The sequence below is a fragment of the Dyadobacter sp. CY327 genome (genome assembly GCF_021390415.1).
GTDB lineage: Bacteria > Bacteroidota > Bacteroidia > Cytophagales > Spirosomataceae > Dyadobacter > Dyadobacter chenhuakuii.
In genome coordinates this window covers 2,134,887-2,151,247 of the sequence record NZ_JAJUXJ010000001.1, presented here as the reverse complement: position 1 = coordinate 2,151,247, position 16,361 = coordinate 2,134,887, and the positions used below count along the sequence as shown (strand labels likewise).

Genomic DNA, 16,361 nt, shown 5'->3' with positions numbered 1-16,361 from the left:
GGCTGTTAGTTTATCAATTTTTTATGATCTTCTCCGACTGCACAGTGCCATCATTCCTCGTAATGCTGATAATGTAAACGCCGGAAGGATATTTCTTAAAATCAATCTCCTTGCCGGCCATATCCCGCAGTTGCGCGTAGTTAAACTCTGCTACTTTCGCGCCTGACACATTTATAATTTTAAGATTTTCCAATGAAGGCCAATCCCTGGCATTAATCGAAAGCCTGTCTACAACCGGGTTCGGATGAAACGTAAGGCCCCCCTCACCTCCATAGTGAACGTTACGCATGCGGCTATACGCAAAAGTCCCATCCTGATCCACCATTTTCAGCCGGTAAAGGTTATCGCCTTTCACGGGGCTACTGTGCTCAAATGCATAAGTCCTTGTCACATTGCTCTCTCCACCAGCCTTCACCCGACCGATCTCGCTCCAATACTTACCATTAATGCTGTGCTGGATTTCAAAATGGTCGCTATTGGTTTCCTCGGAAGTGCTCCAAGTGACTGAAACTACTAGTTCATCTGTTAGCATACATTTAAAATCAATAAGTTTAACAGGTAACGCCGACATCGCTTCCGGCGTCAAACTTCCCAGAACCCAAGTCACGCTCATTCCGCCGCTGGCAGAAGTGTTGGACGCACCATAGATGCCGGAGGGGGAAATGGATTGGGCGCTTGCCATTATTCCTGACAAGCATACCCCGGATAACATTAAAAGTCTCTTCATTTTGCAGCAGATTTTGTTGTCCCGGAATTTGCTCCGCTATTGATACTCGCTTCCAGCAACTCCAACCGCTTACCCATCTCCCGCATGCCTTCCAACTCCTTACGCAGCATCTCAATTTCATCGGTAAAGGCAGTAGGAATGATAACTTCATAAGTTCGAGCACTACTTTGATGTGGTAAATCAACAATGCGTAGGTCTAGCCGAGTAATCTCATTGTTGTCCAGACTTAAATCCGAAGCAGGCGCCAACGACAAATCATCGAAATGCAGTGATACACCTGTTTAAGTGGATAGGCTGTTTCCTTGAATGTTAAGTTGCCCCGTGCCATCAGTCGCTAGAATTGCGCCAAGAAGCAGGCTTATCAATGCGTAAGATTTCATCGAATATTTGAAGTCATTGATGATAAATGTTTTATTTTCTAGCAACCAAGTGGCCACTAAAATAGTTAGCATCGGGTTGAACAAACAATTCAACGCCTGCCTTTGAGATGTACACGTCAATATGAAATTGGTCACCAATAAGCGCTTCGCAAGTCCTAGAATAGGCAATTATTCCATTGGCTTCAAATTCTACATTTAGCTCAGAGATTTGAGTTGAAGCTCCGTTTCTGGTTCTAATAAGTGCCAAGCCTGCCTTGAATCCCGGATCTTGTATTTGGCCATTAAAGTTCAGGGCCATTTCAAACCTATAAATTCCGTTTAAAGGAGCAGTGAAGGTGCTATGATTGGCTGCATTCACATCATTATAATTATTCCCAAGATCATACTCTTCCACTGCAAAGGGCACCTTTGAGATTCCAGGTGGCAACTTCTCACTTCCCCCTCCCTTAATTCCACTCGCCGAGAAAGCAACACTGCCACCCATATTCTCCCAGGTCGCATAACCATTCGCATCAGAAGTAAGCACTTTTCCAGCTCCAGGCGATTGCCCAGGCCCTGCGATATTTATTTTCCCCTTTACCTTAAGAGCTGTTCCCAAAGTATTTTGTGCTTCTGCAAGAACGCCCGTTCCGTTTTGGAAAGCATAACCTACAACCCCCTGCCCAAAGACCGTTGAACCATGCAAGCCTACGCCGTAATTTGTTGTCGCCTGGATTCCAATAGCATTGGCTGATTGAGATTGGTTTTCAAGATAAAATGCAGCTGCATTAACATTGGGTGAATTATAAGAGGGGAATTCGAGTCCGCCAACGCTGCTCCATATAGGATTTCCAGATGTTCCGGAATTGTAAAAAAATCCTTTTTTCCCAATCCCCGCATTCGTATTATAAATCAGCAAAGCCGTCGCCGGATTTGGGATCGTTGCATTATCCGTCAGAGATTGAAGCGAGATTCTTGGAATAAGCAATCCCTTATCTGTCCCTGCCACTTCGAGCGAGGCGCTTGGATGAGGGTTATTTGTATTTACGCCTACGTTTTGCGAAAAAGCGTTTTGCCCTGCGCATAGGAACGCAAATGCGACGACCGCGGTCTTGAACTTTCGATAGAGCTGCTTCCCCGCCTGCATGTGTAAGTGTAGAGTCCTGTTTCTCATAGTTTAATCTGTTTTTTTAGTATAATGAATGTGCATGCCCTGGGGCGATGCCCTTATTTGAGCCTAATGTTCTGTATTAATCCGCAGAGATGAAGAATCCAATGAGTCAGAGGTGAGATTGAGTTATCTAAGGGTGAGATTTACGGTGAGCGGAAAGCGTGTTAATTTTCATTCTCCGGATCGTCTGGGAGCGCCCGTGTTTGGTCATAAACATGGTTTTTGTCCCCGCCACTATATTGCCCCGTCGCTTTAAAAGAGCCGGGGTCGGCGCCGGGCACAGTATATCCCCGATAGTATACTTGTTTATGATCGCGGGCATAATAGGAACTGCTTACATAGCCGGGAACATCGGTGTCCAGTCGTACGATTTCGAATGTTGCCGCATCCACATTGACCAGCTCCTTGATCGAGTCATTCATTAACCCACCATAATAATAGACCCTGTGATCTCTTACGTGGTAGCCTGCGGGTGTGAGCGCACCGGGCTTGAAAACACCTTTTTTGTACGAACATCCAATGCATTTTGAACAAATCCATACAAGACAAATAACCACCAATATGCCAAGCAGATATCTCATTTCTTCATAAAAGTCAGATGAATCAATAAGGTTATCGCATTTGTCCATAGCCTCAAAATCCGATGATTTCCCGGTTGTCGCTATTGAGGGATAGGTCGTTGCTGGTTGCTAAGCACAGAAAGCCAGGCGCGTGGCCGGGCACAAAAAAAAGGCTGTCTCAAAACGAGACAGCCTTTTCCTGATCACATAACGCTATATAAACTCTTACTTATTTTTTCAGGATCTTGGAAGAATATGCGCCTTCTTCATTCACAATGTTTACAATGTACAAACCCGTTGCGAAAGACTGAACATTTACTTTGAGCTCTGTCTGGTTTTGAGTGGGCGTCGCTTGGTAAACGCGTTTTCCGTTTAGTGTCAGAATTTCGAATTTCTTCACTGGCGAGTAACTTTTCACCGTCACTTCGTCCTGCGTTGGATTCGGGTAGAAATCTACTGTAAGCCTTGCATCGCACGTTCTGGCTTCAACGCTGCGGATCGCACTATATTCAAACGTTTCATCATTATCAACTTGTTGCAGACGATAGTAATAAAATTTCGAAGGAGCCGATTCTCTGCTGTAAGGGGCATCGCTGTATGTATATGTATCCTGCGTTGTGCTATAATTAATGCGGTTGAGCGAGGTAAAGTTTTTTGCGTCCGTTGAGCGCTCGACCACAAAGTGTGAGAAATTTTTAGCTTCCGTAACAGCCCATTTTAACTGAACATCGCAATTTTCATTTTTTGCTGTGAAGCTTGCCAATGTTACAGGCAATGTGCCTGTTGGCGGAGGTGTTGTGAAGCATTTGCCGTCAGGGGTAGACACCGGGTAAGTGACTTCAACGATCTTCCAGGGAGTAACTGTAATCCTTACTTTTGCGCCTTCGTTGAGGATCGATGAATAGCGATCAGCAACTTCTACCCACTTTTCGCCATCCTTTTCCCAACCCGGCCAAGCCATTCCTGCTCCATTCTCGTCCACCGCTGCGCCCGGGAATAAAATGCTGCCTTTCAATGGTAACTCACTGTTTTCCTGGATAATGCTTTCGTCAGAATTGATCCATTCTATTTTCGCAGTCTCTCCGGTTGCAGGGTAATTTGGTGTTATTGTATATTCCAACCATGGCGCATTGTTGATGCATTTTGATTCAACTGTCACTTCGATCGCTTTCTCAACCGGCTCAGGAATGGAAGGTAAAAATGGCCAGAAATGAACCTCGTCGCGGGTGTGTACAAAGCTCTTGGCAATAATCTGTCCGTTGATATTTCCATTGTTTTCTTTGATCAAATTGGCACAGGGAGCAAAAATGGTCCCGTGGATCGGCGTGTTGCCGCCTAACACCAATTTGTCGGTCGCATCCGGGAAGTTGTAGATCACGTAGCTTCCTTGCGGATCGGACAATCCGCCCACGCTCGGGAAATTAATGATTGGATTGTTACCCTTCGACGCTGCAAACGTTGGGAAGTCTACAATGTTAATAATCAATGCAAATGGACCTGTATAACTTGCATCTCCCAGTTGCGGGCCTTGTGGGATATGTTCGATGTTTGTGTTTCCGATTCTATCCCAAACTGCTGCTGAAACGGTCAGGACATTGATCTTGTTCGGGTCAACGATAATCTTTGGGTTATTCCCGATCTTCGAAGGGTCCAGGTAAGGTCCTGTTTCCATTCCCGTAATGATATTCCCATTCTGATCGCGGATCGCCAGGTTGTCTTTCATGTCTCTCAGCTGGTTCGAGCGCTTCATGAAAGTGGTGAAAGCCCCGTCTATATCGATCTGATCGCTGCCTGTTCCGAACACGTTCTGGCAAATCGGATTCTCACTATCGCTTACTTTCGGAGACCAGGTGTTTACATTGGCATTGATCGTAATGTTTGGCGTATCGCTGTAATTGGCTGTGCTTCCGGTAATGCGGATGGTCGACTCCGCATTGTTATTATCCTTATACCAGACACGCAAAGGCGTTGCCGCATTGGCATCTGCCGGTGCACATTGCCCGATTTTCAGATAGTTATCACCATTAATGGTAAGGCTTCCGCTATTGAGCTTCACCCCGCCCCGTACGGCCAGCCCGATTGACGCACCGCCCACAAAGAATACGCCGTGGTTTTTATTAAAGCTGATCTGATATTGATTTGTAGTAAGATTACCGCCGATGGCAACAGGACCTTCTGTTTCATTGGAGATAAAAGTTGCATCGCCTTTTACGAAAATATTAAATCGCTTGGCGGCTGCGGTTGGGCTTTGCGCCCGGGCATCATTCAAATTAAGTATGACAGATGCGAGAAGGGTTACGAGTAAAAGTTTGGCTGACATTGTTGAGTTACTTTTAATTACTCAACGAAAGTAGCCGACGTCAAAAAGTTTGTAATTCTTTTTGTGACAACCCGGTGAATGCTTGGGGTGATTTCTGAAAATTCAGGGGTTTCCAAAATTCACAAATTGCACTTTCTTCATATCACCGCTTGGAACTTAATAACTAAATTGAGTCCCAATGCTATTTACTTTTTCCTTCAACACGCACTTATTCTACACTATTTCGTCGCAAGTATGCCCTGATGAGCACTTTACCCAAACACTATTTCTACATACCACATGGAGCGGGCAGTTTTAATATTTAATAAACATTATAACAATTCCGCTACCCGGCCTGGCGCCACAATACTGAGTCTTCGCCGACGTATGTAGATGATCCAATTATTTGGATGCAGGGCGTCCCTTTATTTCTTTGATCTCATTCTGCATTTCCTGCAACATTTTCATCAGTTGTTGCATGTCCGTTTGCGGCTCAGGAAGCTGCTTGCTGTGGAAGCTGTAATATTCCCAAAGCTCGATCACTTCTGAAAGTGGGACAGTGTAAGCAAAATATTGCTTGTTAAATGATTGCAGTAACATGGTGCCATCCTTATTAATGGTAACCTGTTTGAAAACAAAATCCTGGTCACCCTTTAAGATAACGATACACGGTGTCTCCGGCCGGATCGTGGTCCAGTCCTGAACATATTTTGTAATGATATCACTTCCTTCCGGAACCGGTAACATGGAGTCGCCAATGGTTGGGAACATCCTGAATGTGCCATTCTTAGGAAGCGTAGGCAAGCTGAACCTTGGTAAGGTGGCCAGAAATTCGGGGTCGCTGTAACCCGAGCGGTAACCTGCCTTGGCCTGCACGGGAACGTACTCAATGTTCTCCTTCTCCTCGCGGTCCACGGTGATCGCAAGCACGCGAATGTTGTCGCCCTTCATAAAGAGTTCGCTCCCCTCTTCCAGGTCTTTCACTTTTTGTTCCGAGAGCCTGCTAAGGTCCATTTTGAGCAGACTATCAATGCTCATTCTGAAAAACTCAGAAAAATGGATCAGATCGTCAATGGTTGGATTGGCGGTACGGCCACTTTCATGCGCATTCAATTTTACCCTTGTAATCCCCAAACGCTCAGCCAATGCTTCCTGACTCAGTTTCAGGCGTGAACGAAGGAATCTGATGTTCACCGGCCAATAAATCTCCTGATTTCTCATAACGTGAATGATATCTTGTAAATCAAACATCTGATATTAATAATATCAAAAGTAGCAGCATTTTTTTATTTTCCTACAAAATATGGCTAAAATAATTTTGTTTAACTATTTTTGAAAAACGTTAAACAAAATGTCATCATATTCTATCAAAGACCTGGAACGGATCAGCAATATGAAAGCGCACACCATTCGCATATGGGAGCAGCGTTATGGCTTGCTTGAACCCGACAGGACGGATACCAATATCCGGTCTTATAATGATGACCAGGTTAAGAAGCTGCTGAATGTCTGCACGTTGCTAGACAGAGGCATGAAAATTTCGAAAATTGGCAAGCTCTCAAAATCTGAAATGGCGAGTGAGATTGAAAAGGTCATTCATGATTCTTTTCAGGGCGATGTGCATGTGGAAGCGATCATTAACCAGGCACTCATCGGCATCACGACATTTAATGTTTCACTTTTTGACGAGATATTTTCAAATGCTGTAAAAAAGTTTGGCTTGAAAAAGACCTATATAAAGATCCTGTATCCGCTGCTCGTCCGGACGGGCCTAATGTGGGTAAAGGACGATCTGCTTCCCTCGCAGGAACACTTTTTATCCAACCTGATCAGGCAAAAACTTTTTGCGGCCATAGACGCGCTGCCTGTGGCCACCCATGCGGACCAAAAGTGGATCCTGTTTTTGAATGAAGAAGAAGATCACGAGATAGGCCTGCTATTTGCCTATTATATGATCAGGCAGATGGGAAAGGAAGTGGTTTATCTGGGCGCCCGGGTTCCTTTCAGAGATCTTTCACCGGTTATTTTGGGCTGCGAGCCAACGCATGCATATTCCTTTTTTGTTCGCAATCAGTTTGACGATCAGATAGAAACACTCCTGGGGAATCTCAGAACTGAGTTTCCGCAAATAAATGTCTGCGTCTCCGGAGGCAGTGAAAAATTAAAGAAAATTGCCTCCAAAAAAGGAGTTAACTTGATAGAAACAATTGAAAATCTGACTGATATTCTTATCTCTCCCAATGCACAACGGACGCCTACCCAAATCTGATAAATCACACGAAATTGCAGTCATCGGCTCGGGTTTCGCGGGCATGGCAGCGGCCGCAATGCTGGCCGAAAGCGGGAATGAGGTCACTGTTTTTGAAAAAAATTGCAGCATAGGAGGCCGCGCACGAACGTTTTCTCAGGACGGTTTCGTCTTTGACATGGGGCCGAGCTGGTACTGGATGCCGGATGTTTACGACAGCTTCTTTTCGCTGTTTGGCAAATCCACTTCTGATTTCTACGAATTAAAGAAACTAGACCCGGGCTTCGCCGTCATTTTTGAAAATGAGGTGATGGATATTCCGGCCAACTTCGATGCAGTTTGTGACCTTTTCGAGAGCATTGAAACAGGCAGCGCCGACCAGCTCAGGAAATTCATTGCAGAAGGAGAATTCAAATATACGGTTGGCATGAATGACATGGTTTACAAGCCGGGACATTCGGTTACCGAGTTTTTCAGCCTGAAATTATTCAAAGACGCGCTCAAACTCCAACTTTTTACGTCGTTCAGCAAGCATGTCAGGCGGTATTTCAAAGATCCGAGGCTGCTTGCACTGATCGAATTTCCCGTGTTATTTCTGGGTGCTATGCCTAAGGACACACCTGCCCTTTACAGCCTGATGAACTTTGCGGGCCTTAAACAAGGCACGTTTTATCCGATGGGCGGTTTCGGAAAAGTGGCGGATTCGTTCAGGCAAATTGCGGAGAATGCTGGCGTAAATTTTTTAACCTGCCAGAACATTGAAAAGCTTGAAGTTACTTCCGACGTCATCAGCCATTTACATACCAACAAAAAGAGCATAAGGACGGATGCAGTAATCGGAAGTGCTGATTATCATCACATTGAACAGGATCTATTGGGTAAGAATCATCGCACATATGATGAAGCATATTGGGAAAACAGGACGTTTGCGCCGTCCTGCCTGCTATTTTATTTGGGTGTAAATAAGAAAATTGATAAGCTCCGGCATCACAACCTCTTTTTTGACGAGCACTTTGACCAGCATGCCGTTGAGATTTACAAAGACAAAAAATGGCCTGAGCGACCATTGTTTTACGTCTGCTGCCCGTCGAAAACAGACCCGTCCGTTGCACCGGAGGGAAGCGAGAACTTATTCGTACTGATGCCCATTGCTATCGATCTGGATGATCCCGATTCGATCCGGGAAAAGTATTTTGACGTACTTATGGATAGGCTCGAAAAATTTGCGGGCGAAAACATCAGATCACATGTGGTTTACAAAAAGAGTTATTCTGTCTCAGATTTCATCAGTGATTACAATGCTTATAAAGGAAATGCCTACGGACTTGCTAACACGCTGATGCAGACGGCCATATTCAAACCAAAACTTAAAAGCAGCAAGGTTAAGAACCTTTTTTATGCTGGTCAGCTGACTGTTCCCGGGCCTGGCGTTCCTCCTTCGATCATCTCGGGCCGGATTGCGGCTACTGAACTTCAAAAATACCTAAACAAGTAAGTCATGAAAAGCTTATACGACAACCTTTCCGCGACATGCAGCAAAACAACCACACAACTATATAGCACGTCGTTTTCGCTGGGCATTTATTTCCTAAAACCGGCTTTGCGGGCACCCATTTACGGCATTTACGGCTTTGTGAGGCTTGCAGATGAAATTGTGGATAGTTTTCATGACTACAATAAGGAGTTCATGATGAACAAAATCCGTCAGGATACGGTGGAAGCGCTCCGCGACGGGATTAGTATTAACCCGATCCTGAACAGTTTCCAGCACGTTGTAAATACTTATAACATTGAATGGGAGCTGATTGACACGTTTTTGAAGAGCATGGAAATGGATCTGATGAAGACGGAGTACACTTCGGATTCATATAATGAATACATTCTCGGTTCTGCGGAAGTGGTTGGTTTAATGTGCCTTAGGGTTTTCACAGAAGGTAATCAGCAGCAATTTGATGAGCTTAAACCGTTCGCTATGAAACTGGGATCCGCGTTCCAGAAAGTAAATTTCCTGCGCGACCTGAAAGCGGATTACGTGGATCTTGGCCGGACTTATTTTCCAGGCGTGAATTTTGATCATTTTTCAAGCAAAGAGAAGGAAAAAATCCAGCAGGAGATTGAGGAGGAATTCGAGCAGGCGCTGATCGGCATCAAGCGGCTCCCGAGCGGTGCAAGGCGTGGCGTTTATCTGGCCTATTATTATTACAAAAAACTTTTCCTGCGCATTAAGGAAACGCCGCCCGAAAAAGTAATGAACGCACGGATCAGGATTCCGGATCATGACAAGGTAGGACTCATGTTTCGTTCACTGGTAAGGCATCAGTTCGACCTTTTATGACGTTTTTTTGTTAGTTAAACAAAGGAGCTGAACATTGGACTGTTAGCCACGAACCTAAAACCCGATTTTATGACTGATCAAGTTGTGCTGGTGAATGAAGACGATATGGAAATTGGCTTGATGCCAAAGTTAGAGGCGCATCAAAAAGGCGTTCTGCATCGTGCATTCTCAGTTTTTATTTTTAATTCAAATGGTGAAATGCTTTTGCAGCAAAGGGCTTTCGGGAAATATCATTCGGAAGGGCTTTGGTCCAATACTTGTTGCAGCCACCCGCTCCCGGCAGAATCCGCGCATCACGGAGCAGTGAGGAGACTTTCGGAAGAGATGGGCATTTCGGCCGATTTGCAGTTTCTTTTCACCTTCCAATATCGCGTTAAACTCGAAAACGGGCTGACAGAAAACGAACTCGACCACGTCTTCTGGGGCATTTCAGACGACGAGCCGAACATTAATGTGAGTGAGGCGAATGATTTTAAATACATGAAAATGGCTGATATTAAGGCAGATATGAACCAGAACCCGGAGGCTTACACCGAGTGGTTCAAGATTTGTTTCGCCGAAGTTGCCGACAAAATAAAACCAAAACAATAGCCGACGGCCACTGCCGGAAGCTGACAGCTTGAATTTACAATGAGTCCCTGGATAGTAAATACATTGATCGTACTGGCCGCATTTATTGGCATGGAATGTGTGGCGTGGATTGCTCATAAATACTTGATGCACGGCGCCTTATGGTTTTTGCACCACGATCATCACCAGCGTGATGACGGCGATTTTTTTGAGAAAAATGATTACTTCTTTGCCATCTTCGCCACGCCAGGCATACTCTGCCTCTTATTTGGTGTAAATCAAGGGTTTAATCATTTTTTCTGGATCGGGCTGGGCATTACCATCTACGGTTTCACCTATTTTTTGGTACATGACATTTTCATCCACCAGCGCTTTAAAATGTTCCGTAACACGGATTCGGTTTATCTGAAAGCCATCCGTCGCGCGCACAAAATGCACCATAAGCACCTTGGAAAGCATCAGGGCGAATGTTTTGGGATGCTCTGGGTGCCGCTAAAATATTTTAGGGAAGCTAAAAACTCGGCGTCCAAATGAACTTCCTATATCTGCTCGTCGATCTTGGCGCAATTGCTGTTCCGTTGCTGTTTTCTTTTCATCCCAAAATTCAGCTGTATAAAAGATGGCATTTGCTCTGGCCGGCGATTGTTCTGTCATTAATTCCTTTTGTGATATGGGACAGCTATTTCACAAAAATCGCCGTGTGGGGATTTACACCGAAATATCTCGTCGGCATTTACCTGTTTGGGCTTCCTATTGAAGAAATCCTGTTTTTCATCTGCATTCCTTACGCATGCCTTTTCACTTATTACTGCTTCCGGATCTATTTCGGGACTGATTATAAGCTTATAAACGAGAACCTGATTACGGCCATCTTCTTGTGTTTCACATTGGCCATGGGCGTGACTTTTTACGATCGTTACTATACATCCTGGACAGCGGTTGGGCTGGTGGCGTTTCTATTATTTTTGAGATTTATTGTCAAGCCGCGATGGCTGAGCTTGTTCTATTTCTCGCACATGTTCCTGCTGATCCCTTTCTTTATCGTAAATGGGATTCTAACAGGATCGGGACTGGACGAGCCGGTTGTTTGGTATAACAATGCAGAAAATATGGGCATCAGAATATTTACAATTCCATTTGAGGACGTCTTTTATGGCATGTTGATGTTGCTTCTGAACACATTCTTATTCGAATATCTCCTTTCCAAATATCCCGTTCCCGAGAAAGAAAACTTAGAAACGGTTTCCGTGGGTTAAGGACACAAGCTTATTCAAAACGCCCGGGAAATTATTTAAAGCTCTCAGGGCCAGATCGGTTGTAGTTCTTTTCCCAAACAATCCCTGCAAATAATAACCGGCTGTAATTCTGCGTCCAAATGCATGGTCCCATGCTTTTTTGTAATTAGTGGAGACGCTGTCAATACTTTGCTTTTTCTCAAAATACCTGATCAGCTCGGTGGCCAGGATTTTGGAAGCGCGCATGCCCATGCTCATGCCGTTGCCGCAGAGCGGCGTGATAGAACCCGCCGCGTCACCCAGGAGGAAAACACCGTCAGTTTGTGTTTGTTTCCTGGAAAAATGGATATTGCTGATTACCAACGGATTTTTATTAACAAATTCAGCATTGGTAAAATATGCTTTGAGAAAAGGATTTTTGTGCAGAACATTTGCCTCCATTTCCTGAATGTCTTTTCCATTTTCCTGCAAATTCCGGGACGTAGTGAGATAGCACAGGCAATGCCAGTCCTTATCCACTTTTGAAACTCCGCAATAGCCGTCCTTAAAATTGTGCAGCTCAATGCGGTCCGGTGCGAGATCCGTTTTAATGTGATATTTCACACCGATATAATTATCGCTTTCATTCCCGGTGTCCATTACGTTGCGCGCCAGGAACTGCGGGGTATATTTTCCATAACTGCCGCACAGCACGCCAACATTGAAATCCCCAGTTGAAGATTTGATTATAAAACCTTCATTACCAATTCTTTCCAGTCCATTAACCTTGCAATGTTCCAAAATAGCGACGCCTTTTGCCGCCGCAATGCGGGCAAGTGCGTGATCGAGGCTGAACCGGCTGATCCCGAACCCTCCCATTTGCAAGGAATGTTCAAGCATAAAGCCCTTTTCGGAGCTGATTCCGAGCTTATTAATAATAGGTAAATTGAGCAGATCAAGGTTCAGACCGAGGCTTTTAATAAAATCCCAGCTTTCCATGGAAATGTACTCGCCGCAAACCTTATGAAATGGATATTGATTTTTTTCAAACAAAACCACCGAAATACCCCTGTCCGCAAGCTGTATAGCCAGGCAAAGGCCTGCCAATCCGCCGCCGATAATGCCGCACTCGTACTTTTTAGCTTGCGTTTCCATAAACAATCACTTCATGTCGGAATGCCCATTTGTTGCGAACGGTGTATTTAACTGCTCCGGCTTTGCTCAGGATCGCCAACCATTCTGCTCTCTTAAACCCTCGCAAAACTGACAACGGTGCATCGTTTTTAACCAGGTAAGATTTAGAAAACAGTTGCGTCAGCCATTTAATGGAATAGTAAGCGAGAGGATTTCTTTCCAGATCATTAATAACCAAAACCGCCTTGCTACTCAATGCAAACCGGACAAGTTCAATGAGTTGCTCTTCTGTTAAATGGTGGCAAAAAAGACATGCGTGAATAATGTCAACCTGTTTCAAATGGCTGAAAATGTGCCTGTAATCGTCACAAATCAATTTAACCGGCGCTGTTTTCAGGTTTTCCTCTGCATAGGCAATGCAAACAGGCTTAATGTCAACACCATATAAATCCAGCGAATAGCGCTCATTTTTGTTCCAATTGTCAATGCGCTTTAATGTGTCGCCGCCGCCGCATCCGACATCAACGAGAATATGCAATTTTCCTGGCTTAATGACCTTTTTTAGCGCATTAAAGGAAATTTTGTATCCGCCCAGCCAATGATTAATGAAGTCAAGTTCCCTTAAATTCTGGAACAAGTCGGCCGATGGGATATCCTCCTGATCAAGCAGCTCCTTATCCTGGCTGCGGTGTTTAAACATAACGCAGCTGCATCGTTTCAATGCTTAGTCCTGGCCCGAATGCCGCTGCAAAGATTCTGTTGCCAATGTTTTCCGGCTTAGCCGTTTCAAGGACTTGCTTCAATACAAACAAGACCGTAGGAGACGACATGTTCCCGAAATTTCTGAGCACATCATAAGTGGCTGCCAGACAACCCTTATCCAGCTCCAAAGCAGCAACAAAATCATCCACAATACGCTTTCCACCCGGATGAACAGCCCAATGTTTAAATGCGTCCGGCGCAAGCCCGATCTTTTCCAGCATCGGCTTTATATTTTTCCGGATCAGGTCAGGCACGTAGGAAGTCAGGTTCATAATGAAGCCTGTTTCCGACAACTGCCAGGCCATATCGGCATACCCATTGTGCAGGATCAAGGAATTGAATGCATCTATCTCAACGTGATGCGCATAATCCGATCCCGCTTCCGCAGTAACCAAAACCGCTGCTGCGCCGTCTCCGAAAATCAGGTTGGACAGCAGGTAATCATCATTATATCGCTTCTGGAAATGTATCGTGCAAAGCTCGGTGCAGACGATGAGCACTTTCGCGCGCGGTTGGCTTCTGCAAATGGCGTCTGCGTTTTTGAGCGCAATAATCGCGGCATTGCATCCCATAAAATTTACGCTGCTGCGCTGTATGGCAGGATTCAGATCCAGTTCCCGCATCAATTCCACGTCCAGTCCGGGCGCAAACAGGCCCGTGCAAGTGACTGTTATCAAATGCGTTAACCTGCTTTTGATCTCAGCAAATCCATTTATTTTCTTGATAGCACTTATGGAAAGTTCCGTGGCATGCTCCTGATAAAGCTGCATACGCTGGGTCAATGTCGGTTCCGGGAGTAATGTGGCCGTTTTGTTAAAAAACTGATAATCTTCCGGCGCTTTATCAAAATCGGCAATCACAGAATAGCGGTTCGCTATGCCTGTTTTCCCCGCTACTATCTTGATTTTTCTCTTATTGGTAATGTCTTCTGTCGAATTCATGTAAAATGAAGTCAACGTTTCCTGCGAGTAACAATGTTTGGGAACGGCTGTCTCAATAGCAGATATATAACTCAAAGGGATTCTGTTAATTACAATTAAAATAATGAAACAACTGTTCATGCAGATGGCTGCTATCCAGTTCATCCGCATGGTATTCCTGAAATTCGCCTCACTCCTATCCTTCAAAACCAGGTAAAACCAATAGCCGAAATAAAGGACGATCGGCAGGAAGAACACCTGGATAATATAAAAAACCATTCCAAGGCCCTTCGATGTAAAGTACAAATAATAAAATACATTGCACAGCAGAAACATCCCCGCCGTAAACAGAAATGTACCCCGGTAACCGAGCTTATAGCTTAATGTAACAACGCCATCTTTCAGGTCCTGCTGGTGCTGATAAACCTGCGTAAGCGGATACGCGCCGGCAATCTGGAAAGAACAGGCTAACAGCACATAAATATGCTCTCTGCTCAGCATCAGCGCACTTTCTGAAACACCCGCAATGGACATATAGTAGGTAAATGCACCCTGGAAAATTACAACAGTCAGAAACCCGATAACCGGATATCTTTTCAGCCGGATCTGCCGGGAACTATATGCCCGCGACGCTGCAATGTAAAGCAACAGGCAAAAAGCGAACAATGTATTTACGAAAAGGAACGCTAAAACGATCGCGGTAAAATCCAGAAACATGGTGAGGTAAAAGAGTGCGGCCGTAGGCATAGGAGGCTTTTCGAGCCCGCCAACGCTCTCTTCGTCCCTATCCACATAACTGTTGTAACCATTACTAGCCGGGTAAATCAGCAGATGAATGATCAAAAAAGCGAAGAGTGCATGATGATGCACAACCGTATCTGCCTGACTGTAAGCAAACAGAAACAACGGCATCAGAAAAAAGGAAAAAGGAATCCGCAGAAGTTTAATTGTATTGCCATCAATGCCCATGGCCTAATTTAAGAAAAAAAATTTTGAACATTTGAGGCTGTCACAGATACAATATACTTTCTGCCAGGAACACCATTGTGCCGGAATCGGTTAAAGAGGAATAACAATTAGTCATACCAGAAAAATAAAAGATCATGCAAGCACAAAGTAAAGCACCTTCCACCCTCATGGTGGTATTGGCTTTTGCCACCGTTTACATCGTATGGGGATCGACTTACTTCTTCATTCAGCGGGCGCTGGAAGGTTTTCCGCCGTTTTTCCTGGGCGCTTTCCGCTTCATTATTGCAGGGCTTATTATGCTGGCGTGGAGTGTTGCACAAGGTGAAAACGTGTTCTCGCTCAAAGCGATCAAACCTGCGATCATTACCGGACTTTTGTTGCTTTTTATCGGCAATGGCATTGTGATATGGGTTGAGCAGTTCCTTCCCAGCGCAATGGTCGCCATTATGATTTCCTCATCTCCACTCTGGTTTATCGTCCTGGATAAACCGAAATGGTCTGAAAATCTTAGCAACAAATCGACGATTGTAGGTCTGTTGATCGGTTTTGCCGGGGTAGTGCTGTTGTTCAGTGAAAAAATAATGATTTCGATGTCGTCCATGAACAGTTCGCGCGATCTGTTCGCGATGGCGCTCGTCGTTTTTGGCTCCATGGCCTGGGCTGGTGGTTCTTTGTTTTCTAAATACAAGTCAGGCACCGACTCGGCAAGTGTCAATTCAACCTGGCAAATGCTGGCAGCCGGATTTGCTTTCCTTCCAGGCAGCATTATTTCGGGCGAACTGGCGACCCTGAATCTTGCATCCATTCCGATGGAAGCCTGGCTATCAACATTATATCTGATTATTTTTGGGTCGATTGCCGGTTTTGGAGCATACGTCTGGCTGCTGAAAGTCCAGCCGGCAACCAAGGTTAGCACTTATGCCTATGTAAATCCCGTCGTAGCAGTCCTTTTGGGGATATTTTTTGCAAACGAATCTATTTCTGTCCTGCAAATAGTCGGGCTGGTCATTATTCTCGGCAGCGTGTTGCTGATCAACCTGCATAAATATCGCAAGCCAAAACAAGTCGTATCCGCTTATTGATCTCTTGGAGG

The 16,361-nt window shown here is 44.9% G+C and carries 15 protein-coding genes; 7 read left to right on the top strand and 8 right to left on the bottom strand.

Translation table 11 applies throughout. The features are described 5' to 3' along the window. Nucleotides 1-13 precede the first annotated feature (13 nt). The 5 genes from LZG74_RS09035 to LZG74_RS09015 all read right to left on the bottom strand — a co-directional run bounded on the left by LZG74_RS09035 (nucleotide 14) and on the right by LZG74_RS09015 (nucleotide 6,337). Nucleotides 14-727: a T9SS type A sorting domain-containing protein gene (locus LZG74_RS09035; RefSeq protein WP_233796219.1), complete on the bottom strand. Its 714-nt coding sequence runs from the start codon at nucleotides 725-727 to the stop codon at nucleotides 14-16. A 411-nt stretch (nucleotides 728-1,138) separates the two neighbouring features. Then, nucleotides 1,139-2,260: a hypothetical protein gene (locus LZG74_RS09030; RefSeq protein ID WP_233796218.1), complete on the bottom strand. Its 1,122-nt coding sequence runs from the start codon at nucleotides 2,258-2,260 to the stop codon at nucleotides 1,139-1,141. Between the two features lie 161 nt (nucleotides 2,261-2,421). Then, the gene (locus LZG74_RS09025) at nucleotides 2,422-2,838 is read right to left on the bottom strand and encodes a DKNYY domain-containing protein (protein ID WP_233796217.1); all 417 of its coding nucleotides are present in this window, start codon (nucleotides 2,836-2,838) and stop codon (nucleotides 2,422-2,424) included. Nucleotides 2,839-3,046: 208 nt separating this feature from the next. Further along, nucleotides 3,047-5,137, bottom strand: coding sequence for a choice-of-anchor A family protein (locus LZG74_RS09020; RefSeq protein ID WP_233796216.1), 2,091 nt, complete (start codon nucleotides 5,135-5,137; stop codon nucleotides 3,047-3,049). A gap of 381 nt (nucleotides 5,138-5,518) precedes the next feature. Next, nucleotides 5,519-6,337, bottom strand: a complete 819-nt coding sequence (locus LZG74_RS09015; protein WP_233796215.1) for a LexA family transcriptional regulator — start codon at nucleotides 6,335-6,337, stop codon at nucleotides 5,519-5,521. A gap of 130 nt (nucleotides 6,338-6,467) precedes the next feature. Between LZG74_RS09015 and LZG74_RS09010 the strand changes: the two genes are divergently transcribed. From LZG74_RS09010 to LZG74_RS08985, 6 genes are all read left to right on the top strand, one after another. Next, nucleotides 6,468-7,385 carry a MerR family transcriptional regulator gene (locus LZG74_RS09010; RefSeq protein WP_233796214.1) on the top strand — a complete coding sequence of 306 codons (918 nt, stop codon included), beginning with the start codon at nucleotides 6,468-6,470 and terminating at the stop codon, nucleotides 7,383-7,385. Then, the gene (locus LZG74_RS09005; protein ID WP_233796213.1) at nucleotides 7,357-8,859 is read left to right on the top strand and encodes an NAD(P)/FAD-dependent oxidoreductase; all 1,503 of its coding nucleotides are present in this window, start codon (nucleotides 7,357-7,359) and stop codon (nucleotides 8,857-8,859) included. Before LZG74_RS09010 ends, LZG74_RS09005 begins: the two co-directional genes overlap by 29 nt. Before the next feature lie 3 nt (nucleotides 8,860-8,862). Then, the gene (locus tag LZG74_RS09000; RefSeq protein WP_233796212.1) at nucleotides 8,863-9,699 is read left to right on the top strand and encodes a squalene/phytoene synthase family protein; all 837 of its coding nucleotides are present in this window, start codon (nucleotides 8,863-8,865) and stop codon (nucleotides 9,697-9,699) included. 69 nt (nucleotides 9,700-9,768) lie between these two features. Next, a complete protein-coding gene (gene idi / locus LZG74_RS08995) occupies nucleotides 9,769-10,290 on the top strand; it encodes an isopentenyl-diphosphate Delta-isomerase (protein WP_233796211.1) in 522 nt (173 codons plus the stop codon). A 39-nt stretch (nucleotides 10,291-10,329) separates the two neighbouring features. Beyond that, nucleotides 10,330-10,803, top strand: coding sequence for a sterol desaturase family protein (locus LZG74_RS08990; protein ID WP_233796210.1), 474 nt, complete (start codon nucleotides 10,330-10,332; stop codon nucleotides 10,801-10,803). Then, nucleotides 10,800-11,525 carry a lycopene cyclase domain-containing protein gene (locus LZG74_RS08985; protein ID WP_233796209.1) on the top strand — a complete coding sequence of 242 codons (726 nt, stop codon included), beginning with the start codon at nucleotides 10,800-10,802 and terminating at the stop codon, nucleotides 11,523-11,525. Before LZG74_RS08990 ends, LZG74_RS08985 begins: the two co-directional genes overlap by 4 nt. Here LZG74_RS08985 and LZG74_RS08980 read toward each other — a convergent pair. The 3 genes from LZG74_RS08980 to LZG74_RS08970 are packed head-to-tail and all read right to left on the bottom strand — an operon-like array spanning nucleotide 11,502 to nucleotide 15,268. Beyond that, complete coding sequence (locus LZG74_RS08980) at nucleotides 11,502-12,638, bottom strand: NAD(P)/FAD-dependent oxidoreductase (protein WP_233796208.1); 1,137 nt, start codon at nucleotides 12,636-12,638, stop codon at nucleotides 11,502-11,504. The two genes, LZG74_RS08985 and LZG74_RS08980, sit on opposite strands and share 24 nt — an antisense overlap. Then, entirely contained in the window at nucleotides 12,622-13,317 is a 696-nt protein-coding gene (locus tag LZG74_RS08975) for a methyltransferase domain-containing protein (protein WP_233796207.1), read from the bottom strand. The genes LZG74_RS08980 and LZG74_RS08975 overlap by 17 nt, the downstream gene beginning before the upstream one ends. Then, complete coding sequence (locus tag LZG74_RS08970; protein ID WP_233796206.1) at nucleotides 13,310-15,268, bottom strand: UbiA family prenyltransferase; 1,959 nt, start codon at nucleotides 15,266-15,268, stop codon at nucleotides 13,310-13,312. The genes LZG74_RS08975 and LZG74_RS08970 overlap by 8 nt, the downstream gene beginning before the upstream one ends. A gap of 134 nt (nucleotides 15,269-15,402) precedes the next feature. Here LZG74_RS08970 and LZG74_RS08965 point away from each other — a divergent pair, with 134 nt between their 5' ends. After that, the gene (locus LZG74_RS08965; RefSeq protein ID WP_233796205.1) at nucleotides 15,403-16,350 is read left to right on the top strand and encodes an EamA family transporter; all 948 of its coding nucleotides are present in this window, start codon (nucleotides 15,403-15,405) and stop codon (nucleotides 16,348-16,350) included. The last annotated feature ends 11 nt before the right edge of the window (nucleotides 16,351-16,361 follow it).

Excerpts from the sequence above, each read along its gene's own strand:
- LZG74_RS09035 (WP_233796219.1), bottom strand. The coding sequence starts at position 727 with ATGAAGAGACTTTTAATGTTATCCGGGGTATGCTTGTCAGGAATAATG.
- LZG74_RS09030 (WP_233796218.1), bottom strand. The coding sequence starts at position 2,260 with ATGAGAAACAGGACTCTACACTTACACATGCAGGCGGGGAAGCAGCTC.
- LZG74_RS09025 (WP_233796217.1), bottom strand. The coding sequence starts at position 2,838 with ATGAGATATCTGCTTGGCATATTGGTGGTTATTTGTCTTGTATGGATT.
- LZG74_RS09020 (WP_233796216.1), bottom strand. The coding sequence starts at position 5,137 with ATGTCAGCCAAACTTTTACTCGTAACCCTTCTCGCATCTGTCATACTT.
- LZG74_RS09015 (WP_233796215.1), bottom strand. The coding sequence starts at position 6,337 with ATGAGAAATCAGGAGATTTATTGGCCGGTGAACATCAGATTCCTTCGT.
- LZG74_RS09010 (WP_233796214.1), top strand. The coding sequence starts at position 6,468 with ATGTCATCATATTCTATCAAAGACCTGGAACGGATCAGCAATATGAAA.
- LZG74_RS09005 (WP_233796213.1), top strand. The coding sequence starts at position 7,357 with ATGCACAACGGACGCCTACCCAAATCTGATAAATCACACGAAATTGCA.
- LZG74_RS09000 (WP_233796212.1), top strand. The coding sequence starts at position 8,863 with ATGAAAAGCTTATACGACAACCTTTCCGCGACATGCAGCAAAACAACC.
- idi (WP_233796211.1), top strand. The coding sequence starts at position 9,769 with ATGACTGATCAAGTTGTGCTGGTGAATGAAGACGATATGGAAATTGGC.
- LZG74_RS08990 (WP_233796210.1), top strand. The coding sequence starts at position 10,330 with ATGAGTCCCTGGATAGTAAATACATTGATCGTACTGGCCGCATTTATT.
- LZG74_RS08985 (WP_233796209.1), top strand. The coding sequence starts at position 10,800 with ATGAACTTCCTATATCTGCTCGTCGATCTTGGCGCAATTGCTGTTCCG.
- LZG74_RS08980 (WP_233796208.1), bottom strand. The coding sequence starts at position 12,638 with ATGGAAACGCAAGCTAAAAAGTACGAGTGCGGCATTATCGGCGGCGGA.
- LZG74_RS08975 (WP_233796207.1), bottom strand. The coding sequence starts at position 13,317 with ATGTTTAAACACCGCAGCCAGGATAAGGAGCTGCTTGATCAGGAGGAT.
- LZG74_RS08970 (WP_233796206.1), bottom strand. The coding sequence starts at position 15,268 with ATGGGCATTGATGGCAATACAATTAAACTTCTGCGGATTCCTTTTTCC.
- LZG74_RS08965 (WP_233796205.1), top strand. The coding sequence starts at position 15,403 with ATGCAAGCACAAAGTAAAGCACCTTCCACCCTCATGGTGGTATTGGCT.